The following is a 16,694-nucleotide window of genomic DNA, read 5'->3' on the forward strand; positions in this document are numbered from 1 at the left end:
CTTCACCACTGGGGCTCGTCGCTGAACCCGCCGTAGTCGTCGAGGTCGGCGTCGTCGCGCCGGTAGTCCTCCCCGTCGCCGTTGCGCTGGTCGAGCTTGTCCTCCTTCTCGCTCTGGTCCTGCGGCTTCTCGGGCGGCGGCTTCTCGTTGCTCTGCGGCGGCGGCTGCTTGGGGTCGAGCTTGTCCTCGAGCCGCTCCTGGGCCGACTTGCCCTGCTGCGACTGCTCCTCGCCCTGCCCGGAGGAGGTGGGGCAGTCACCGTCCTTCAGCGTGGCGAGCGCCTCCTCGTAGGCCGACTTCGCCAGCTCCTGGTCACCGGCGTCTCGCGCCCGGTCGCCGACCGCCTCCTGGGTGAGCGACATGTTGATGCGTACGGTGCACTCGTGCTCCTTCGGCGCACGCTCCAGGGCCTCGCCGAAGTAGGCGATGGCACGGGCGTTCTCGCCCAGCAGGAAGGCGGCGTTGCCGGCGTCGAAGTGAGCGATCCACGGCTGCAGGACGTTGAGGCCGCGGTTGGCGTCGTAGTGCTCCATCGCGCTCGCGGCGTCGCGCTCGTCCCAGGCCTCGAGGCCGCCTCGGTCGTGGTGGCCCATCACGACCACCTTGATCAGGAACGCGAGCGCGATGACCACGGGCACGATCCCGATCAGCAGCAGCACGCGGCGCAGCTGCTCGCGGGTGGTCGGGGCCGTGCTCGACGCTCCGGCCGACCCGGCGGCGTCGTCGACGGGCGTCTCATCGGTGACGGTCATGACAGCACCTCCTCGGCCTCGTGGCCGCGGCGACGGTGGCCCCACAGCTCCCACAGCAGCAGCGCGATCAGCGGGAAGCCGAAGATCCAGACGCGCGAGACCTTGGCTCCGGTCGCGGACTCCTCGGTGAGCAGCTTGGAGTCCCAGGTGGAGGCCTCGGTGGCGATCTCGGCAGGGTCCGTCGTCGTGCGATGCAACGACTCCAACCCCATCTGGGAGGCGATCTCACGCAGGTTGGCCAGGTCGATCTTGGAGCGGGCCTCCTGGCCCTCGCCGTCCTTGAGGTAGCCGTCCTGGGGGCGTTCGTCGTCCCAGGGCATCCGGCCGCCCTGCTCGGTGCCGTAGCCCAGCACCACTCCGCCCGCCGAGAGGTCGTTCACCTCGGAGAACGACTCCTGGTCGCCTCCGCCACGGGTGTTCTCCCCGTCGGAGGCGAACACGACGATCCGGCGTCGCTCGGGATAGCGCTCCCGGTCACGCTCGAGGGCGTCGACGACCTCCTCGCGCGGGGCATCGACGGAGGAGCCCGAGCCGTCGAAGGCACGCTCGGCGTAGAGACCGTCGACCCACGCGTCGAAGGCGGTGGTGTCGTAGGTGAACGGCATCTCCGTGCGCACGACCTCGCCGCCGAAGGTGATCGCCCCGAATCGCACCGAGGGCAGCTCGGCGGAGAGCGCCTTGAGATCCTTCTTGAGCAGCGCCATCCGAGACACGTCGCCCGGTCCGTCCTCGGCGACCATCGACCGGGTGCGGTCGACCACGACGAGCACGTCCAGGTCGGCCGTACGCATCTGCGACGGTGCCGCGCCCCAGGTCGGACGCGCCAGGACGACGACGGTGAGCAGCACGATCAGCACACGGCGGGCGATGGTGAGGATCTGCCAGGTCTTCGCGCTCATCACACCCGCTCCTTCGGGCGGGCCATCGGCGGTCGAGCCTGCCGAGACCAGGCCGTCGGCGAGAGGCCGCCGGAGCGGAAGAGGGCGTAGAGCCAGCCGCCGAGGAGCATGAGCACCCCGAGCACGATCGTCGCGATCGGCCAGCCGGGGGCGTCACGCACCTGATACTTGGGCGGCTCGACGACCTCGTCGGCGGAGAGCTTGTCGATGCCCGCCAGGATCGACTCGATCGAGCCGTCGTCGCCGAGCAGGGAGAAGGTGCCGCCGGTGTCGGTCACGGCCTGCTCGAAGCTGGCGCGCTTGTCCTCCTGGAAGCTGAGGTCGGAGGAGCCGATGCCGAAGAGCTGCACGTCGCGCTCGCTGGCGAACTTGGTGGCCTCGGGCAGCGAGTAGACCGGTGGGCCGCCCTGCGGGTCGTTGTCGGAGGCGACGATGACGGCCCGGCCGCGCTCGGAGTTGGACATGTCGAACCGCTTCACGCAGGAGACGATGCCGTCGCTGATCAGCGAGGCGCGCTCCTTGCCGAGATAGGTGCCGGCGACGTACTCCTGGTCGCCGAGGGCGAAGGCACGGCCCGCGCGGCCGAGCTCGTCCTGCACCCAGCCGTAGTCGTCGGTGAGCGGGAAGACGGTGACCGCGGCGTCGCTCCACAGCACCAGGCTGACCCGCTCGCCGTCGAGGCCGTCGACGAGCTGGGAGTAGGCCTGGGTGACCTGGGTGTCCTCGTCGAACATCGAGGTCGAGGCGTCGAGGCAGAGCACGATGTCGCGGGTGGAGTAGCGGTGCTGGCTGACGTCGGTGGCCTGCGGGCGGGCGATCAGCCAGATGCAGCCGATGACGGCGAGGGCGACTGCCGCGGTCTGCCACCAGGAGAGCCACCGCTGCTGGGTCGCGAGCTCGCGGAAACGGGGGAGCCGTCGCAGCCGCTCGGTGTGAGCGACCAGCACCGCATCGACGGGACGGCGGTGCACCCGATCCGCCCAGACGACGATCGCCACGGCCGCGGCGATCGTGATGACGAGCACGATGACGCCGATCAGGGGCCACTTCAGGTCCATGACGTCACCACCTGCCGAGCCCGGCCGAGCGCCTCGGGGAAACGGTCGGCCGCCCGGCCCTCCTCGTCGGAGGCGAAGGCGGGCGGGTACATCACCTCGACGGCCATCGCCAGCGGACGGGTGCGGGGGTCGCTGCGTACGCTCGCCCTCAGGTCGGCGAGCACCATCTTGTCGGCCGGCACCTGGCTGACCTCGGCGACGTAGTCGCGCACCGTACGGCTCAGGTGCTGATGCCCGACCCGCGCCGGTAGGTCGCCGCGGCTCACCGCGCGCTCGATCCGGTCGATCTCGGCCAGGTGCTCGGCTCGTACGTCGCGCGCCGGCGGCACCCACGGCGTCTCGACCTCGACGGTCGGCTTCGGCCGGCGGGTCAGCACGATGACCGCCAGGTAGTAGAGCACCACGGCGGCCAGCAGCGCGAGCGCGAGCACCAGCCACCACCCCGAGTGGGCGATCGGCTGCTGGAACTCCTCCGGGACCTCAGCGCCGCGCATGCCGGTGCCTCTCCAGCAGGTGGAAGATCGCGCCGATGGCGGTGGAGTCGTCGCGGACGCGCTGGTAGGCGATGCCGAGACGGTCGAGGCTGCCGCGCAGGCCGTGCTCCTCGGTGGCGGCCAGCTCTGCGTACTGCGCCTGGAGGACGGCATCGCCGCTGAGCCAGCCGGGCAGGGCGGCGACCGTGTCGACGTCGACCGTCGGCCCGCTGCCGGTCACGGCGGCCGTCGGGTCGAGATCGTCGATGCCGGCGACGAGCACCTCGTGCTGCACGGTGAGGCGTCGCAGCACGGTGGCCATCTCCTCGCTGAGCTCGTGCTCGTCGGTGACGACGAGCAGGATCGCCCGGCGGCGTACGTTGGCGGCGATGTGGCGCAGCACCGCGACGATGTCGGCCTCGGCCGCGTCGACGCTGGTGGCGTCGTGGGCCAGCCCCAGCGCACGCTCGAGCGCGATCTCGGTGTCGGCGGGCTTGGTGAGCTTCTGCACGCTCGAGTCACCGTAGGCGACCGCGACCTTGTCGCCGTGGCGCACGCCCAGCCAGCCGACGAGCCCGGCGGTGAAGATGGCCAGGTCGCGTTTGGTCGTGGTGCCGGTCGCCTGGGCGGCCATGCTCCGGCCGGTGGAGATCGCCAGCAGCACCAGGTGCTGCCGCTCGGCGGCGAACCGCTTGACCAGCAGGGTGCGCGAGCGGGCGGTCGCCTTCCAGTCGATGTCCTTCACGTCGTCGCCGGGCACGTAGCCGCGAAGGTCGTGGAAGTCCATGCTCCTGCCCGTCTGCAGCGACGCGTACTCACCGTCGAGCAGACCCACCACCTTACGGTGGGCGTGGATCATCAGCCGCGTGCGGATCCGGGGGAGATAGGTCGCCATGTCGTGTGTCTCGGCCAGGTCAGGGGCTCGGCACCGCGCGGACCAGCGCGTCGACCAGCATCTCGGGCTGGACCTTCTCGGCCAGGGCCTCGAAGCTGAGGTGGAGCCGGTGACGCAGGATGCTGTGGCGCAGCTCGCGGACGTCTTCGGGGGTGACGTAGGAGCGCCCGAGCAGCAGCGCCGCCGCACGGGAAGCCTGCAGGAAGGCGATCGAGGCGCGCGGTGACGCGCCGATCTCGACGTAGGAGCCCATCTGCGGCCCGAGCAGCTTGTCGGCGTTGCGGGTGGCCTGCACGAGGGCGACGATGTAGCGCTTGATCGCCGGGTCGACGTAGACCCGCTTGGTGAGCTCCTGCAGCCAGATCACGTCGTCGGGGGAGGCCACCGGTGCGGTGTCGTCGTGGTCGGGGCCGAGGGTGCCGGCCTCGATGCGCTCCAGCACGACGAGCTCCTCGCCGTCGCTGGGATAGTTGACGATCTCCTTGAGCAGGAACCGGTCCATCTGTGCGTGGGGGAGGACGTAGGTGCCCTCCTCCTCGATCGGGTTCTGCGTGGCGAGCACCATGAACGGGCGCGGCAGCGGATGGATGTGGCCGGCGATCGAGGTCTGGCGCTCCTGCATCGCCTCGAGCATGGCGCTCTGCGTCTTGGCCGAGGAGCGGTTGATCTCGTCGAGGAGCACGAAGTTGGCGTGCACGGGGCCCAGCTGGGTCTCGAACTCGTGGTTGCGCTGGTCGTAGACCTGGGTGCCGATGATGTCGCTGGGCAGCAGGTCGGGGGTGCACTGGATGCGGGAGAACTGCGCCTTGACCGTCTGGCTCAGGGTGGAGGCGGCGAGCGTCTTAGCCAGCCCGGGCACGCTCTCCAGCAGCACGTGACCCTCGGAGAGAAGCGCGATCAACAGCGCGGTGCGCAGCCGCTCCTGCCCGACGACTCGGCTGCTGAAGGCGTTGCTGACCCGCCCGACGATCTCCTTCGCCCTCGCGAGGTCTTCGGCGGTCGGCGGGGCGAGGGGTGGTGCTGTCGTGGTCAAGGCGGCTCCAAGGCTTCGGCTGGCGGTCCCATCCTTTCCTACCAGCGTACGGAACGCATCCGGGCCCCGCCTCCGGACGGTGGACCGCCCGCTGGTCGCCGGGATCAGAAGACGTTGCGAGGCCGGAACTGGACCGAGATCCGCGGGCCGGCGGAGGAGACCTTGGGGATGGCGTGCTCCCAGGTGCGCTGGCAGGAGCCACCCATCACGACGAGGTCACCGTGGCCCATCTCCACGCTCATCCCCTTGCCGCCACCATGAGGTCGCAGCGCGAGCCGGCGCGGATCTCCGACCGAGACGATCGCGACCATCGTGTCGTTGGTGCGGCCGCGGCCGATCTTGTCGCCGTGCCAGGCGACCGAGTCGTTGCCGTTGCGGTAGTAGCAGCAGCCGGCAGTCACGAACGGCTCGCCCAGCTCGGGCAGATAGTGGGCGGTGAGCCGGCCACGGGCTTCGGCCAGGCGGGGGTGGGGGAGCGGATCACCCTGCATGTAGGTGTGCAGCAGGCGCGGCACCTCCACGACGCGGTCATACATCTGACGGGTCTCCTCGTGCCACGGGACCTCGCTGACCAGCGTCTCGAAGACGTCGTCGGGTTCGGGCAGCCAGCCGCGGGCGATGTCGACCCAGGCACCGCGGTCGAGGTGGAGCCGCTCGTAGGCAGGCTCGGTGGTCTCGTCGTCGGCGGGCGCGAAGAGTGTTCCCTGGAAGTCCACTCCTGCAGTGTACTCGTTATCGAACACTTGTTCTAGTGAATCGAGCGGTTTCGGTTTCGTTGCAGCCGAACTGCCTCATCTCGTTGCAATGTCACAACTTGACCAAACCTGGGGCATACGCCGGACGTACGCCGGAAGGACACCTACGCTCTGCTTTCATGGTGCGGTCGGTCGCGGGTGAGCGCTCGCTCAAGCACGTCCAGATCCGGGAGTACGTCCGAGAGCTGCTCGCCGGTGAGCAGCCGGGGGCTTCGGCGCCGTCCGAGCGCGACCTGGTGCAGAAGTTCAGCGTCGCGCGGGCGACGGTGAGGCAGGCGCTCGACGCGCTCGTCGCCGACGGTCTGCTGGTGCGGATCCCGGGGCGGGGCACCTTCGTGGCCCGGCCGCCGCGGATGGCGAGCGCCGTGATGGGCTTCAGCGAGGAGATGGCTCGCCGAGGGATGCACGCGAGCTCGGAGACGCTGATGCTCAAACGCGAGAAGGCCGGCCCCACCATCGCGCGTTGGCTGAGCGTGAGCCCGGGGACGTCCGTGGTCCACTGGCGCCGGCTGCGCAGCGGCGATGGCGTGCCGATCTGCATCGAGGACGTCTACCTCGACGAGGCGATCGTGCCCGGGCTGCTCGAACGCACCGCGCCCACGAGCCTCTATGCCGAGCTGGCCAGCCGCGAGATGCGCCCGACGTGGGTCGACGACACCTTCCGTGCCGACGTGGCCAACATCGAGGAGGCCACCCTGCTCGGCCTCTCGGTCGGTGTGCCGGTCCTCCGCAGGCAGCGGAGGTCGGTCGCCAGCGACCGCTACGTCGAGATGTGCCGCTCGGTCTACCGCGCCGACCGGTATGCGCTGCACCTGCAGCTCGGGCCGTCCTGACTCAGAGGTCGCCCAGCGACGCGACCGCGTCGCCGCTCTCCTCGCAGATCCAGATCGGGTCCGGCCCGCCGAGGTCGGGGGTGATGTGGAGCGAGTGCACCGGCGCCTCCGGCGGGCACGAGACGCACACCGGCCAGCGTGCCGACCTGTCTGAGTCGAAGAGCAGGTCCTGCACGTCCTGGGCGACCAGCCCGGCGACGTACGCCTTGCCCTCGGGCCACTGCTCGACCCACCAGCCCCGCTGGGTCATGGCGTCCTCGAGGGCGGAGACGGCGGCTGCACCTGCGAGTCCACGGGCCTCCAGGTCGTGGAGGACCTTCGCCCGAGCATCGAACAGCACTGTCGTGTTCATCGAGGCCATTGTTGCCGACGGATCAAGCCCGCGGTAGCGGTGCGCAGGGTATGAAGGGGTCGTGATCCTCATCGACCCGCCGAACGTACCCAGCCGTGGCCGGATGTGGTCGCACCTCGCCAGCGACACCTCCTACGACGAGCTGCATGCCTTCGCCGGCCGTGTCGGAGTGCCGCCGCGCGGTTTCGACCGAGACCACTACGACGTACCGGCGGAGGCCTACGACGACATGATCTCTGCCGGTGCCGTCGCCGTCTCCTCCCGCGACCTCGTCTCCGCCCTCATCGCCGCCGGCCTCCGCCGTCGCAAACCCCGCTAGCCGAGAAGTCACCCCTGCAGGTCGAGAGGTCAGGTCTGCAGGTTGAGAAGTCGGGTCTGCAGGTCGAGAAGTCACCCCGTGACGTCTCGGCCTGCAGGAATGACGCTTGGGCCTGCAGGAGTGACTACTCGGCCTGCAGGCCTGACGCTTCGGGGTAGGGCTTCGAGATGCGACGGGTGGTGAGCCAGATCGCTGTCGAGATCAGCAGGCCGAGGCCGCCGCCGAGGAGGAAGCCGCCCTGCCAGCCGATCATGTCGATGGCGAAACCGGCGGCAGGGGCGCCGACGGCGCTGCCGAGGGTGATGGCCGAGCCGTGCCAGCCCATCACCTCGCCGCGTACGGACGAGGAGACCCGGCTGGTGATCGCCTCGAGCGCGGCGGTCAGGGTCGGTGCGCAGAAGAACCCGCTGACCAGCAGCAGCGCTGCGAACGAGATCGGTTCCGGGGCGATGGCGGCGAGCATCGTCGTCGCCCCCAGCAGCACCAGCATCATCGCGGCCGACGGATGGCTGTTGAGCGCACCGTAGATCAGCGCGCCGAGCAGCGACCCCAGGGCCCAGACCGCCATCACCAGGCCGAGATAGGTGGTCCGGTCGAAGTCTCGCATCGCGGCGACGGTGCCGAGATCCTCGGCGACGAGGATGAGCGAGGCGGCGAAGGTGCCGGCGAGGAGGAGCACGACGCCGGGGCTGACCCAGGTGGGCAGCCTCCAGCGCCGGGACGAGGGCTCGGCGGCGCCGCCGTCGGCGGTGGCCACGGCGGCGGGGATGGCCGCCGCGACGGCAGGTACGGAGGCGGTCGCCTCGGCAGGGTCGACGCTCTCGCTCTCCGTGATCGCCGGGTTGAGCAGCCAGAGCCCGACGGCTGCCACGATCCCGAGCCACTGGCTCAGCATCAGCGCCCACGAGGTGCCCAGGTAGCTCGCGCCGAGCACCCCGATCAGCGGCCCTGTCATGAAGCACAGCTCGGTCATGACCGCATCGGCGCTGAGCGCGGCGGTGCGCTTGCCGGGGCCGACCGAGCGGATCATCACCTGCCGCACGACGGAGAAGGACGGCACGGTGAACAGGCCGGCCACGGCGACCAGCGCGAGCAGCGGAAGGTAGCCGACCCACGGCGCCACCGACCACGCGATCGGGAGCACGGCCAACGGCAGCAGGAGCGTACGCCGCAGGCCGAGCCGGTCGAGCAGCCGACCGAGCCACGGCGCGGAGATCGCCATCGCGATCGCGAGCACGGTCGAGACCAGGCCGGCCTCGGCGTAGGAGCGGTCGAGCGGGCCGACCACGTGCAGGGTCACGATCACCGCCGACGCCGGCATCGGCAGGCGCAGGAACAGACCCAGCACGAGGATGCGGCGAACATCGGGAATCCGCCACAGCTCGGCGTACGTCTGGAAGCTCACCGCCAGATTCTGTCACCGGCGATCGGCCCGCCACCAATCGTTATCGATCAGGTGACAGTTATGGAGCCAGGGTCTCCATCTCGGCCGCGATGTTGGCCCGGGCGGCGGCCTCCCAGCTGATCCTCGCGTAGGGGGTCGAGAAGAGCGACTCCTTCTCCAGCAGGCCCTCCAGGACCTGGGCGCGGCCGACGCGGAACTCCTCGTCGGAGAGGTAGCCGTACTCCTCACGGACGGTCGCCGCGTATTCGCCGTAGCGCTCCTTCGGGGACGCCAGGATCGCCAGGTCGGCGTCGGAGAGCACGCGCCCACCGAGGTCGTGCGGTTCGGGGTCATGGGTCTCGGTCAAGCGCACCAGGCGGGCGATCTCGGCCACCACGTCCGCGTCCAGGTGGTCGCGCAGGGCCTCCTCGGCCCACGTCGCCGAGCGCTCCTCGGCATCGCGCTCGCCGTCGTAGACGGCGTCGTGGAAGAACGCCGCGAGCGTGACCGTCAGCGGGTCGAAACGCTCACCCTCCTCCCGCAGCTCCTCGATCCGCTCCAGCACCTCGGCGAGGTGACGGCTGTCGTGATAGCGGCGAGTCGGCTCGGCGTAGGCCGCCAAGATGTCGCCGAGAAGGTCGGCTGCCTCAGGCAGCGGCCAATGTTGAGGGAGATCCATGGGCTGAAACCGTAGGGCATGCCTGGCGAAATCGCCTTCTTCGGCAGGCATGCCCCAGCCTCACGCGTTGTAGGCGCGCACCCACTTCGTGTGCGGGTCGGCGGTGATCTTCTCCAGCGTCGTCGGAGGTACGTCGGTGACGTCGGTGACCACGAAGCCGGTCTCGCCGCTCGTGGCCAGATACTGGCCGGTCACGTTGAGCCCCTCGGCGGCGAGCAGGTTGTTGAGCTCGGCGAGCACGCCGGGCACGCTGTCGTGGAGCAGCGCGAGCCGCGATCCCTCCGTCAGCGGCGGCGGCTGGACGGCCGGCAGGTTGACCGAGAGCGCGGTTGACCCGGCGTGAACGAAGTCACGCAGCTTGCCGGAGACGAACCAGCCGATCTCCTCCTGGGCCTCCTGCGTCGAGCCGCCCACGTGCGGGGTCAGGATGACGTTGTCGAGCCCCAGCAGCGGCGACTCGAACGGGTCGCCCTGCGCCTTGGGCTCGGTCGGGAAGACGTCGAGGGCGGCGCCGGCGATGTGGCCGGACTCGATGTGCCTGCGCAGCGCGTCGTTGTCGACCAGGAAGCCTCGCGCCGCGTTGATGAACATCGAGCGCGGCTTCATCTTCGCGAACTGCTCCTCGCCGAACATCCCGAGGTTGCCGGGGCGGCCGTCGATGTGGATCGAGACCACGTCGGCCTGCTCGAGAAGCTCGTCGAGCGAATTCATCCGGCGGGCGTTGCCGTGGGCGAGCCGGTCGGCGATGTCGTAGAAGATGACGTAGAAGCCCAGCGCCTCGGCGACGTTGGACAGCTGGGTGCCGATGTTGCCGTAGCCGATGATGCCCAGCGTGCGGCCGCGCACCTCGTGGGAGCCCTTCGCCGACTTGTCCCAGACGCCGGCGTGCATCTTCTCGGTCTTCTCGGGAAGACGGCGGGCGAGGCTGATGATGTAGCCGAGGACCAGCTCCACCACCGACCGGGTGTTGGAGTAGGGGGCGTTGAAGACGGCCACGCCGTGCTCGGCCGCCGAGGTCAGGTCGACCTGGTTGGTGCCGATGCAGAAGCAGCCGATCGCCTTGAGGTCGGTGGCCGCCTCGAGCACGCGCGGGGTGATGTGGGTGTTGGAACGGATGCCCAGCAGGGTCACGCCCGGCAGGGACTCCACGAGCTCGTCCTCGGAGAGGGACTTGCTGCGCAGTTCGACCTCGAAGCCAGCCTTCTCGAGGTTCTCGACAGCGACGGGATGGATGTTCTCCAGGAGCAGCGCCTTCATGGCTCAAGGGTAGGCCGTCTGCGTACGTGTCAGGAATCTTCGCCGCAGGCCGGACAGCTGCCGGCGCACCCGCCTCAGGACCAGTAGACGACGACCCCGTCGCCGATGTGGACCTGGTCGTAGAGCGAGGTGATGGCGGCATGGTTGCGTACGTTCACGCAGCCGTGGGAGGCGCCGTTGTAGCCGTTGGCGGCGAAGTCGGGGGAGTAGTGGACCGCCTGGCCGCCGGAGAAGAACATCGCGAACGGCATCGAGGTCTTGTAGATGGTGGAGACGTGGTCGCGGCTCTTGGCGAAGATCGAGAACTGGCCCTCGCGGGTGGGCAGCTCCTGGGAGCCGAAGCGCACCTCGACGCTCATCTGCACCGTGCCGCCGATGACCCAGCGCAGCATCGAGGTGGACTTGTCGATGCACAGCACCCGGCCGCTCAGGCAGCGCGGATCGAGCTTGGCGGCGGCCACCGGCGGCGGCGCGTTGGTCAGCTCGGCCTCTGTCGGTTCGCGGGTCATCGCGTGGAGCCGGTCGAGCGTGGTCTGGTCGACGAAGCCGGTGACCGCGATGCCGCGCTTGGCCTGGAACCCGCTCACCGCCTCGGTCGTCACGTTGCCGTAGAACCCGGTCACGCCGGCGTTGAACCAGCCGATCTGCTTCAGGCGCGCCTGCAGGTCGCGTACGTTGTCGCCGCTCGCGCCGTTGCCGAACAGCCGCGGGCCCGAGGTCGGTGACGGCTTGGGCTTCGGTTTGGGCTTCGGCTTCGCGCTCGGTGAGGTCGACGGGCTGGTCGAGGAGGCGGCCGCCGGTGAGGTGTTCGCCTCGGGCGCCGTCTGCGCTGCCGGGTCGGTGCCGCATGCCACGGACATGCCTGCCAGGAGGGTGAGGAGCGCCCCGACGGCCATGCCCCGCTCGATGGTTCTCCCCTTGAACGTGCCCTGCTCGATCATTCCCCGCTTGATCATTCCGCGCCTCGCTCCGGACTCTGGGCCTTCAATTAGATCGGGCCGACGACACCTTGATGTCCGAACCGGGGTCATCGGTTGCATACCTGCCCGAAACGTCTCGGTCAGTGGGACGTTCGCTCGCGAGACGGGCTCTCAGCGACGGGCTGGGCCGAGGCGGCTGAACCAGCGGCGCACGGTGCGCTCGACGCGGTGGCGGGCGGTGTTGCACGCGACCAGCGGGAGAGCCACGCCGATCTTGGTGGCGTCGGCCAGCTCCCGCAGCAGGATCTCGGCGGCCACGCGGGTGTCGTCGCCGGCGTCGTGGGCCTTCAGCTGCTCGACCGTGTAGTAGGCCGCGATGGTGGCCAACGACTTGTCGGCGACCTCGAGGGCGAGCACCTTCGCCAGCCGCATCGTGCACAGCCAGTCGAGCACCTCGAGGCGTACGCCGGCGCGATCCGACTCCACGGACACGAATGCCCAGTCGAAGGCGGCGTTGTGGGCCACGAAGACCCGGCCTCGGAGATGGTGGGCGATCGTGGCGGCGACCTCCTGGTAGGAGGGGGCCTCGGCGAGGTGGGCGCTGGTCAGGCCGTGCACCTCGACCGGGCCGGGGTCGACCCCGGCGCCCGGGTTGACCAGCGTCTCCCACACCGACTCGGTGACGCCGTCGGCGGAGATCTGGCGGATCGCCACCTGGATCACCCGGTCACGGTAGGGGTCGAGCCCGGTCGTCTCGACGTCGAGGACCGCGTAGCCCCGCGCTCGGCTCTGTCGGCGCACCTCGGTCCTGGTCACGATGCTGACGCTATCGGTGAGCACCGACACTCTCGCCGGCCCGCCACGCCGGCGGTCAGATCGTGAGGGCGACGATCCCTGCGACGACGAGCACGAGCACCACCATCAGCAGCACGAACCCGAGCACCCCGGGCCGACGCTGCTTCTCGTGACCGATCGCGCCCTTGTTGAACCCGGTCATCGGCGCGGCGTAGAAGACCGGCACGGTCTGGCCCTCGGCGACGTCGCAGGTGAGCGACGCCTTCCCGAACTTCCAGGTCCACTGGGCGTACATGTCGATCTTCCAGGATCCGGGCGGCACCGGGAAGACGTTGCGGCCGTACTTCGTCGGCATCTGGTGCCCGTTGAGGAGCACTGTCGGCACGATCATGTTCGAGGTCATGGCGCTGCCCTGGATGGTCACGTCGATCCATCCCACGGGCTGCGGTCCGGGCACTGGCTGGCCCGGCTGCTCCGGCATCGTCATGGGGCGATCATGCCCGATCGCGATCGGAGGCCGCGATCAGGTGTCGACGCTGCCGCCCGCGCGCCAGTAACGGCCGCCCTCACGCATCATGAACCCCTCCTCGTAGAGGTAGCGGCGCAGCGCGGCGTAGTCGTCGTGGAACCGTCCCAGGATCTCGTTGACCTCGCGCTCGGGATAGACCTGGCCAGGTTCGAAGGCCTGGGCTAGCTGGTTGAGCACCACGAGCTTCTTCACGTGCTTCGAGGGGATGGTGAGCAGGCGCCCGTCCTTGCCGAAGAACCGTCTCAGCGTCTCGGCGTCGTCGGGTCGGGGCTGCCAGGTCGCGCGGGTCACCCGCCCATCCTGCTCCTCGTGGACGCGCGGTGCGACCGGTTTACCCGTCGCCGGACGACGAGGTCGTGGGCCGCCGCCTCCCACTCGGGGAGCTCGAACTCGAAGCCCGCCTCGAGCAGCCGACCCGGCACGACGCGGCGGCTCTTGAGGAGCAGCTCGGCGTCCGAGCGCATCGCCCAGGCGCCGATCTCGGCCATCCAGGCGGTCGCCGGCAGCCCGATCGGCATCCCGGCCTCCTTGCGCAGCACGCGCATCAGGTCGCGCTGGGGCAGCGGCCCCGGCGCCGCCACGTTCACGGGCCCGGAGATGTCGTCGCGCTCGATGAGCAGGTCACAGGCACGTACGAAGTCGTGCTCGTGGATCCAGGAGACGAACTGGTCGCCGCCGGCGACCGGGCCGCCGAGGCCGAGGCGGGTCATGGTGAGGAGCACGTCGAAGACGCCGCCCCGGTCCGGGCTCATCACCATCGCCGAGCGCAGCGCGACCTTGCGGGTCTCCGGAGCCTCCGCCGCGGCCTGCTCGGCCTCCCACGCCTTGGCGATGCGGGTCGAGAACTCCCAGTGGGCCGGCACGTCGGGCTCGTCGCCGCCGATGATGCCGGTGGCCTCGTCGTTGGGGGCGTCGAAACGGTGGGCGTAGACCGTCGCGGTGCTCATCTGCAGCCACGCGCGCGGGGGAGCGCCGGCTCGGGCGATCGCCTCCCCGACGACCCTGGTCGACTCGACGCGCGAGTCCATCATCTGCTTCAGGTTGGCGTCGGTGTAGCGGCAGCTGACCGTGCGCCCGGCGAGGTTCACCACCGCGTCCGCGCCGTCGATCTCGGCCGCCCAGGGGCCGAGCGTGCGCCCGTCCCAGGCGAGATGACGTACGCCCTCCTCGAGCTGCTCCGGGTGGCGGGAGAGCACCACGACCTCATGCCCTCGCGCGCTCCACGCGCGCCGCAGGATGCCTCCGACCTGGCCCGTTCCACCGGGGATCACGATCTTCATGGAGCTCACGATAGGCATGTTTGAGCGATCGCTCAATACCGCGCTATGGTGTTTTTGAGCAATCGCTCAACGGATGTTCGGGAGGCGTACATGGCTGGTCGGGTGAGGTCTGTGATGCTGGCCGTCGGACGGGGATGGCTCTTCGGGATCCTGCTGGGACTCGTGCTCGGCGGTGGGCTCGGCACGTTCGTCGTGCCCGTGGTGGGGACGGTCTTCGGAGGAGTGGCCGGGGTGGTGGTCGGTGCCCTCGCAGGTCTGCCGGCGGCCGTGCTGGTCGCTCCGGCCGCGCTGCTGGGTCCGTCGGTGTTCGGTGATCGGGTGTGGCCAGGGGCAGTGGCGACCGGCGCCGCATACCTGCTGGTCACCGAGGTTGTGTTCGCAGGGTCGGACATGTGGGACGGCGATAACTTCGTCTATCTGCTCGTGCTCGTCGTCATCGCCGGAGCGCTCGGGGTGTGCTTCGGTGGGGTGGTGGTGCGAGGCGTGCGCATCCTGTCCTTGCGTACGCCGCGGGTCGCGGTCTGTGCCAGCCTGGTCGGCGCTGCGGTGGGTGCCTGGCGGGTCGTGACGCTCGAGGGTCTCGGTGAGCCGGGGCTACTTCTCGGGGTCTCGTTCCTGGGCTGGATCGTCGGCGGCATACTCGGCTCCGTGCTGATCATCTTCAATCTGCTCGTCACCAAGGAGCCCGCCGCAGAATGAACCCCACCAAGGCCAAGCTGATGCTGGCGGTGACCGACCTGCTCAAGGACGACGGCATCGCCGGGCTCTCGGCGCGGGCGATCGCAGCCCGGGCGGACGTCAACCAGGCCCTGGTCTTCTACCACTTCGGCACGGTGACGGACCTGGTCGACCAGGCGTGCCGGGCGGCGACGGACGAGGCCGCGGAGTCCTACCGGGACGAGCTCGCCGAGGTGGCGTCGTTGGGGGAGCTGCTGGAGGTCGGCCGCAGTCTTCACGAGCGCGAGCGAGCCGCCGGCACCGTCACCCTGATGGCCCAGCTCATGGCCGGTGCCCAGCGCGACCAGACGCTGGCGGAGACCGCGCGCTACGCGATGGCACGGTGGAACGAGGAGATCGAGACGGCCGTGGCCCGTGCGCTCGACGGTGGCCCGTTCGAGGAGGCGGTGGACGCCTCCGGTCTGTCCCGGGCGATCAGCTCCGCGTTCGTCGGGCTGCTCCTCTACGACGGCGTCGATCGCCCTGGTGCCGAGGCGGCCTTCGCGTCGCTCGAGCAGCTCGGTGCGCTGGTGGAGGTCATCGAAGACCTCGGCCCCGCCGCCCGGCTCGTGCTCCGCTCCCGGCTCAAGGGGCGGACCTGAGACAGCTGGGCACGGCGGCGGGAGGCAGACGTTGTCGGTCAGAGCAGGGTCAGCGCGACCCGCGCGAGGTCGCCGACCGCCAGGGCCTCGCGGCGACGTACGTCCTTCTTGATCGGTAGCGCATAGCCTTCCTGACCTGGGAAGACCGAGGTGCGCCAGGTGGTGGTGCCGATCCTCGCCTCGACCCTCACCGATCCGAAGCCGCGGGGTGGGCCGGTGGCGATCGTCGCCTCTCGGATCTCCTCGGTCACCTCGGGTGGAGCGGTCACGAAGATGCGGGCGTCGGTCTCGTCCTTCCACGGCCACAGCTCGGCCTCGAACTCCCACGTATCCACGGCATTCCTCCTCAGGTGCCCGCTAGCGTAGGCGCATGGCCGACCCTCGCCCTCTCGCCCAGCGGCTCGCCGACACCCGCGCCCGTCTCGAGAGCGACATCGATCTGTGGATCGCCTCCGCGCACGACGACCAGCCCTGGCTGGTGCCGATCTCGTTCGTGTGGTGGGACGACGAGATCTGGATCGCGAGCATGGGCGGGGCGCGTACGCAGCGCAACCTCTCCGCGTCCCCGGTCGTGCGCCTGGCGCTCGGCGAGCTGCGTGACGTGGTGATCATCGACGGCCGGGCCGAGGTCGAGCCGATGGGGCGTACGCCGCAGGCGGTGCTCGAGCGCTACGTGGAGAAGCAGGGTGGGGATCCGAGCGCCTGGGCCGACAGCCTGATCCGGGTGCGGCCGACGAAGATCCAGGCCTGGCGCGAGTCGAACGAGCTCGACGGACGCCATCTGATGCGCGAGGGCCGCTGGCTCGACGAGTGAGGCCTCGGCCGACCGAGCCATGACTGTCGGTGCTCCCTGCTTTGATGGAGCCGAGGACGACATCCGATCCGGACGGAGGAGATGTCATGACCATCAGCACGACCATCAACGAGGAGATCGAACGGCTCGAGGAGGAGTTCACCGAGCCGCCGGAGTGCGAGTGCAGCTGCGGCGACCCGGACAACGATGCGCTGCCTTGTGGCGAGGTGGCCGCCTACGCCGTGACCGTGCTCTGCCCCGAAGACCGCTGCACCCACACCTACCTGCTGTGCCGGGAGTGCCGCGACCAGTGGGTGCAGAGCTGTCCACCGCCCCACCAGATCCGCGTCGCGCCGCTGGGCTGAGGTG

Annotated in this window: 23 protein-coding genes; 6 read left to right on the top strand and 17 right to left on the bottom strand. The window is 69.9% G+C overall.

Features of this window, described 5'->3' with window-relative positions; translation table 11 throughout:
• Window positions 1-2: 2 nt before the first annotated feature.
• The 7 genes from FB381_RS04660 to FB381_RS04690 all read right to left on the bottom strand — a co-directional run bounded on the left by FB381_RS04660 (window position 3) and on the right by FB381_RS04690 (window position 5,826).
• The gene (locus FB381_RS04660; RefSeq protein ID WP_141779207.1) at window positions 3-752 is read right to left on the bottom strand and encodes a tetratricopeptide repeat protein; all 750 of its coding nucleotides are present in this window, start codon (window positions 750-752) and stop codon (window positions 3-5) included.
• On the bottom strand, window positions 749-1,651 hold the full coding sequence (locus tag FB381_RS04665) for a vWA domain-containing protein (RefSeq protein WP_141779208.1): 903 nt from the start codon (window positions 1,649-1,651) through the stop codon (window positions 749-751). Before FB381_RS04665 ends, FB381_RS04660 begins: the two co-directional genes overlap by 4 nt.
• Window positions 1,651-2,709 (bottom strand): VWA domain-containing protein, encoded by a 1,059-nt coding sequence (locus FB381_RS04670; protein WP_141779209.1) that lies wholly within the window; start codon window positions 2,707-2,709, stop codon window positions 1,651-1,653. The genes FB381_RS04665 and FB381_RS04670 overlap by 1 nt, the downstream gene beginning before the upstream one ends.
• Window positions 2,700-3,203, bottom strand: a complete 504-nt coding sequence (locus tag FB381_RS04675; RefSeq protein ID WP_141779210.1) for a hypothetical protein — start codon at window positions 3,201-3,203, stop codon at window positions 2,700-2,702. Before FB381_RS04675 ends, FB381_RS04670 begins: the two co-directional genes overlap by 10 nt.
• Window positions 3,190-4,077 (bottom strand): DUF58 domain-containing protein, encoded by an 888-nt coding sequence (locus FB381_RS04680; protein WP_141779211.1) that lies wholly within the window; start codon window positions 4,075-4,077, stop codon window positions 3,190-3,192. Before FB381_RS04680 ends, FB381_RS04675 begins: the two co-directional genes overlap by 14 nt.
• Window positions 4,078-4,096: 19 nt before the next feature.
• Window positions 4,097-5,110 (bottom strand): AAA family ATPase, encoded by a 1,014-nt coding sequence (locus tag FB381_RS04685; RefSeq protein WP_141779212.1) that lies wholly within the window; start codon window positions 5,108-5,110, stop codon window positions 4,097-4,099.
• Window positions 5,111-5,214: 104 nt separating this feature from the next.
• A complete protein-coding gene (locus FB381_RS04690; RefSeq protein WP_141779213.1) occupies window positions 5,215-5,826 on the bottom strand; it encodes an alpha-ketoglutarate-dependent dioxygenase AlkB in 612 nt (203 codons plus the stop codon).
• A gap of 158 nt (window positions 5,827-5,984) precedes the next feature.
• Here FB381_RS04690 and FB381_RS04695 point away from each other — a divergent pair, with 158 nt between their 5' ends.
• Window positions 5,985-6,698 (top strand): GntR family transcriptional regulator, encoded by a 714-nt coding sequence (locus tag FB381_RS04695; protein ID WP_141779214.1) that lies wholly within the window; start codon window positions 5,985-5,987, stop codon window positions 6,696-6,698.
• Between the two features lies 1 nt (window position 6,699).
• On the opposite strand, the gene FB381_RS04700 is transcribed toward FB381_RS04695, so the two are convergent.
• Window positions 6,700-7,050, bottom strand: a complete 351-nt coding sequence (locus FB381_RS04700; RefSeq protein ID WP_141779215.1) for a hypothetical protein — start codon at window positions 7,048-7,050, stop codon at window positions 6,700-6,702.
• 61 nt (window positions 7,051-7,111) lie between these two features.
• Between FB381_RS04700 and FB381_RS04705 the strand changes: the two genes are divergently transcribed.
• On the top strand, window positions 7,112-7,369 hold the full coding sequence (locus tag FB381_RS04705) for a DUF4031 domain-containing protein (RefSeq protein WP_141779216.1): 258 nt from the start codon (window positions 7,112-7,114) through the stop codon (window positions 7,367-7,369).
• Between the two features lie 124 nt (window positions 7,370-7,493).
• Here the strand turns inward: FB381_RS04705 and FB381_RS04710 are convergent, their stop codons facing one another.
• The 8 genes from FB381_RS04710 to FB381_RS04745 form a co-directional block, all read right to left on the bottom strand.
• Window positions 7,494-8,774: an MFS transporter gene (locus tag FB381_RS04710; RefSeq protein ID WP_141779217.1), complete on the bottom strand. Its 1,281-nt coding sequence runs from the start codon at window positions 8,772-8,774 to the stop codon at window positions 7,494-7,496.
• A 58-nt stretch (window positions 8,775-8,832) separates the two neighbouring features.
• Window positions 8,833-9,432, bottom strand: a complete 600-nt coding sequence (locus FB381_RS04715) for an HD domain-containing protein (protein WP_141779218.1) — start codon at window positions 9,430-9,432, stop codon at window positions 8,833-8,835.
• 60 nt (window positions 9,433-9,492) lie between these two features.
• Window positions 9,493-10,689 (bottom strand): phosphoglycerate dehydrogenase, encoded by a 1,197-nt coding sequence (serA, locus tag FB381_RS04720; protein ID WP_141779219.1) that lies wholly within the window; start codon window positions 10,687-10,689, stop codon window positions 9,493-9,495.
• 74 nt (window positions 10,690-10,763) lie between these two features.
• Entirely contained in the window at window positions 10,764-11,645 is an 882-nt protein-coding gene (locus FB381_RS04725) for a L,D-transpeptidase family protein (RefSeq protein WP_246087960.1), read from the bottom strand.
• Window positions 11,646-11,780: 135 nt separating this feature from the next.
• Window positions 11,781-12,425 (bottom strand): exonuclease domain-containing protein, encoded by a 645-nt coding sequence (locus FB381_RS04730; RefSeq protein WP_170225049.1) that lies wholly within the window; start codon window positions 12,423-12,425, stop codon window positions 11,781-11,783.
• 55 nt (window positions 12,426-12,480) lie between these two features.
• Window positions 12,481-12,891, bottom strand: coding sequence for a hypothetical protein (locus tag FB381_RS04735; RefSeq protein WP_141779221.1), 411 nt, complete (start codon window positions 12,889-12,891; stop codon window positions 12,481-12,483).
• A gap of 36 nt (window positions 12,892-12,927) precedes the next feature.
• On the bottom strand, window positions 12,928-13,224 hold the full coding sequence (locus tag FB381_RS04740; protein WP_141779222.1) for a DUF2087 domain-containing protein: 297 nt from the start codon (window positions 13,222-13,224) through the stop codon (window positions 12,928-12,930).
• Window positions 13,221-14,213: a TIGR01777 family oxidoreductase gene (locus FB381_RS04745; RefSeq protein ID WP_141779223.1), complete on the bottom strand. Its 993-nt coding sequence runs from the start codon at window positions 14,211-14,213 to the stop codon at window positions 13,221-13,223. The genes FB381_RS04740 and FB381_RS04745 overlap by 4 nt, the downstream gene beginning before the upstream one ends.
• Window positions 14,214-14,315: 102 nt before the next feature.
• On the opposite strand from FB381_RS04745, the gene FB381_RS04750 reads away from it, so the two are divergent.
• Window positions 14,316-14,912 (top strand): hypothetical protein, encoded by a 597-nt coding sequence (locus tag FB381_RS04750; protein WP_141779224.1) that lies wholly within the window; start codon window positions 14,316-14,318, stop codon window positions 14,910-14,912.
• Complete coding sequence (locus FB381_RS04755) at window positions 14,909-15,532, top strand: TetR/AcrR family transcriptional regulator (protein ID WP_141779225.1); 624 nt, start codon at window positions 14,909-14,911, stop codon at window positions 15,530-15,532. The genes FB381_RS04750 and FB381_RS04755 overlap by 4 nt, the downstream gene beginning before the upstream one ends.
• Before the next feature lie 38 nt (window positions 15,533-15,570).
• Here FB381_RS04755 and FB381_RS04760 read toward each other — a convergent pair whose 3' ends face one another.
• The gene (locus FB381_RS04760) at window positions 15,571-15,867 is read right to left on the bottom strand and encodes a DUF1905 domain-containing protein (RefSeq protein WP_141779226.1); all 297 of its coding nucleotides are present in this window, start codon (window positions 15,865-15,867) and stop codon (window positions 15,571-15,573) included.
• Window positions 15,868-15,902: 35 nt separating this feature from the next.
• Between FB381_RS04760 and FB381_RS04765 the strand changes: the two genes are divergently transcribed.
• Window positions 15,903-16,346, top strand: a complete 444-nt coding sequence (locus FB381_RS04765; RefSeq protein WP_141779227.1) for a pyridoxamine 5'-phosphate oxidase family protein — start codon at window positions 15,903-15,905, stop codon at window positions 16,344-16,346.
• An 86-nt stretch (window positions 16,347-16,432) separates the two neighbouring features.
• Window positions 16,433-16,690 (top strand): hypothetical protein, encoded by a 258-nt coding sequence (locus FB381_RS04770; RefSeq protein ID WP_141779228.1) that lies wholly within the window; start codon window positions 16,433-16,435, stop codon window positions 16,688-16,690.
• Window positions 16,691-16,694: the final 4 nt, after the last annotated feature.

This window comes from Nocardioides albertanoniae (assembly GCF_006716315.1).
GTDB lineage: Bacteria > Actinomycetota > Actinomycetes > Propionibacteriales > Nocardioidaceae > Nocardioides > Nocardioides albertanoniae.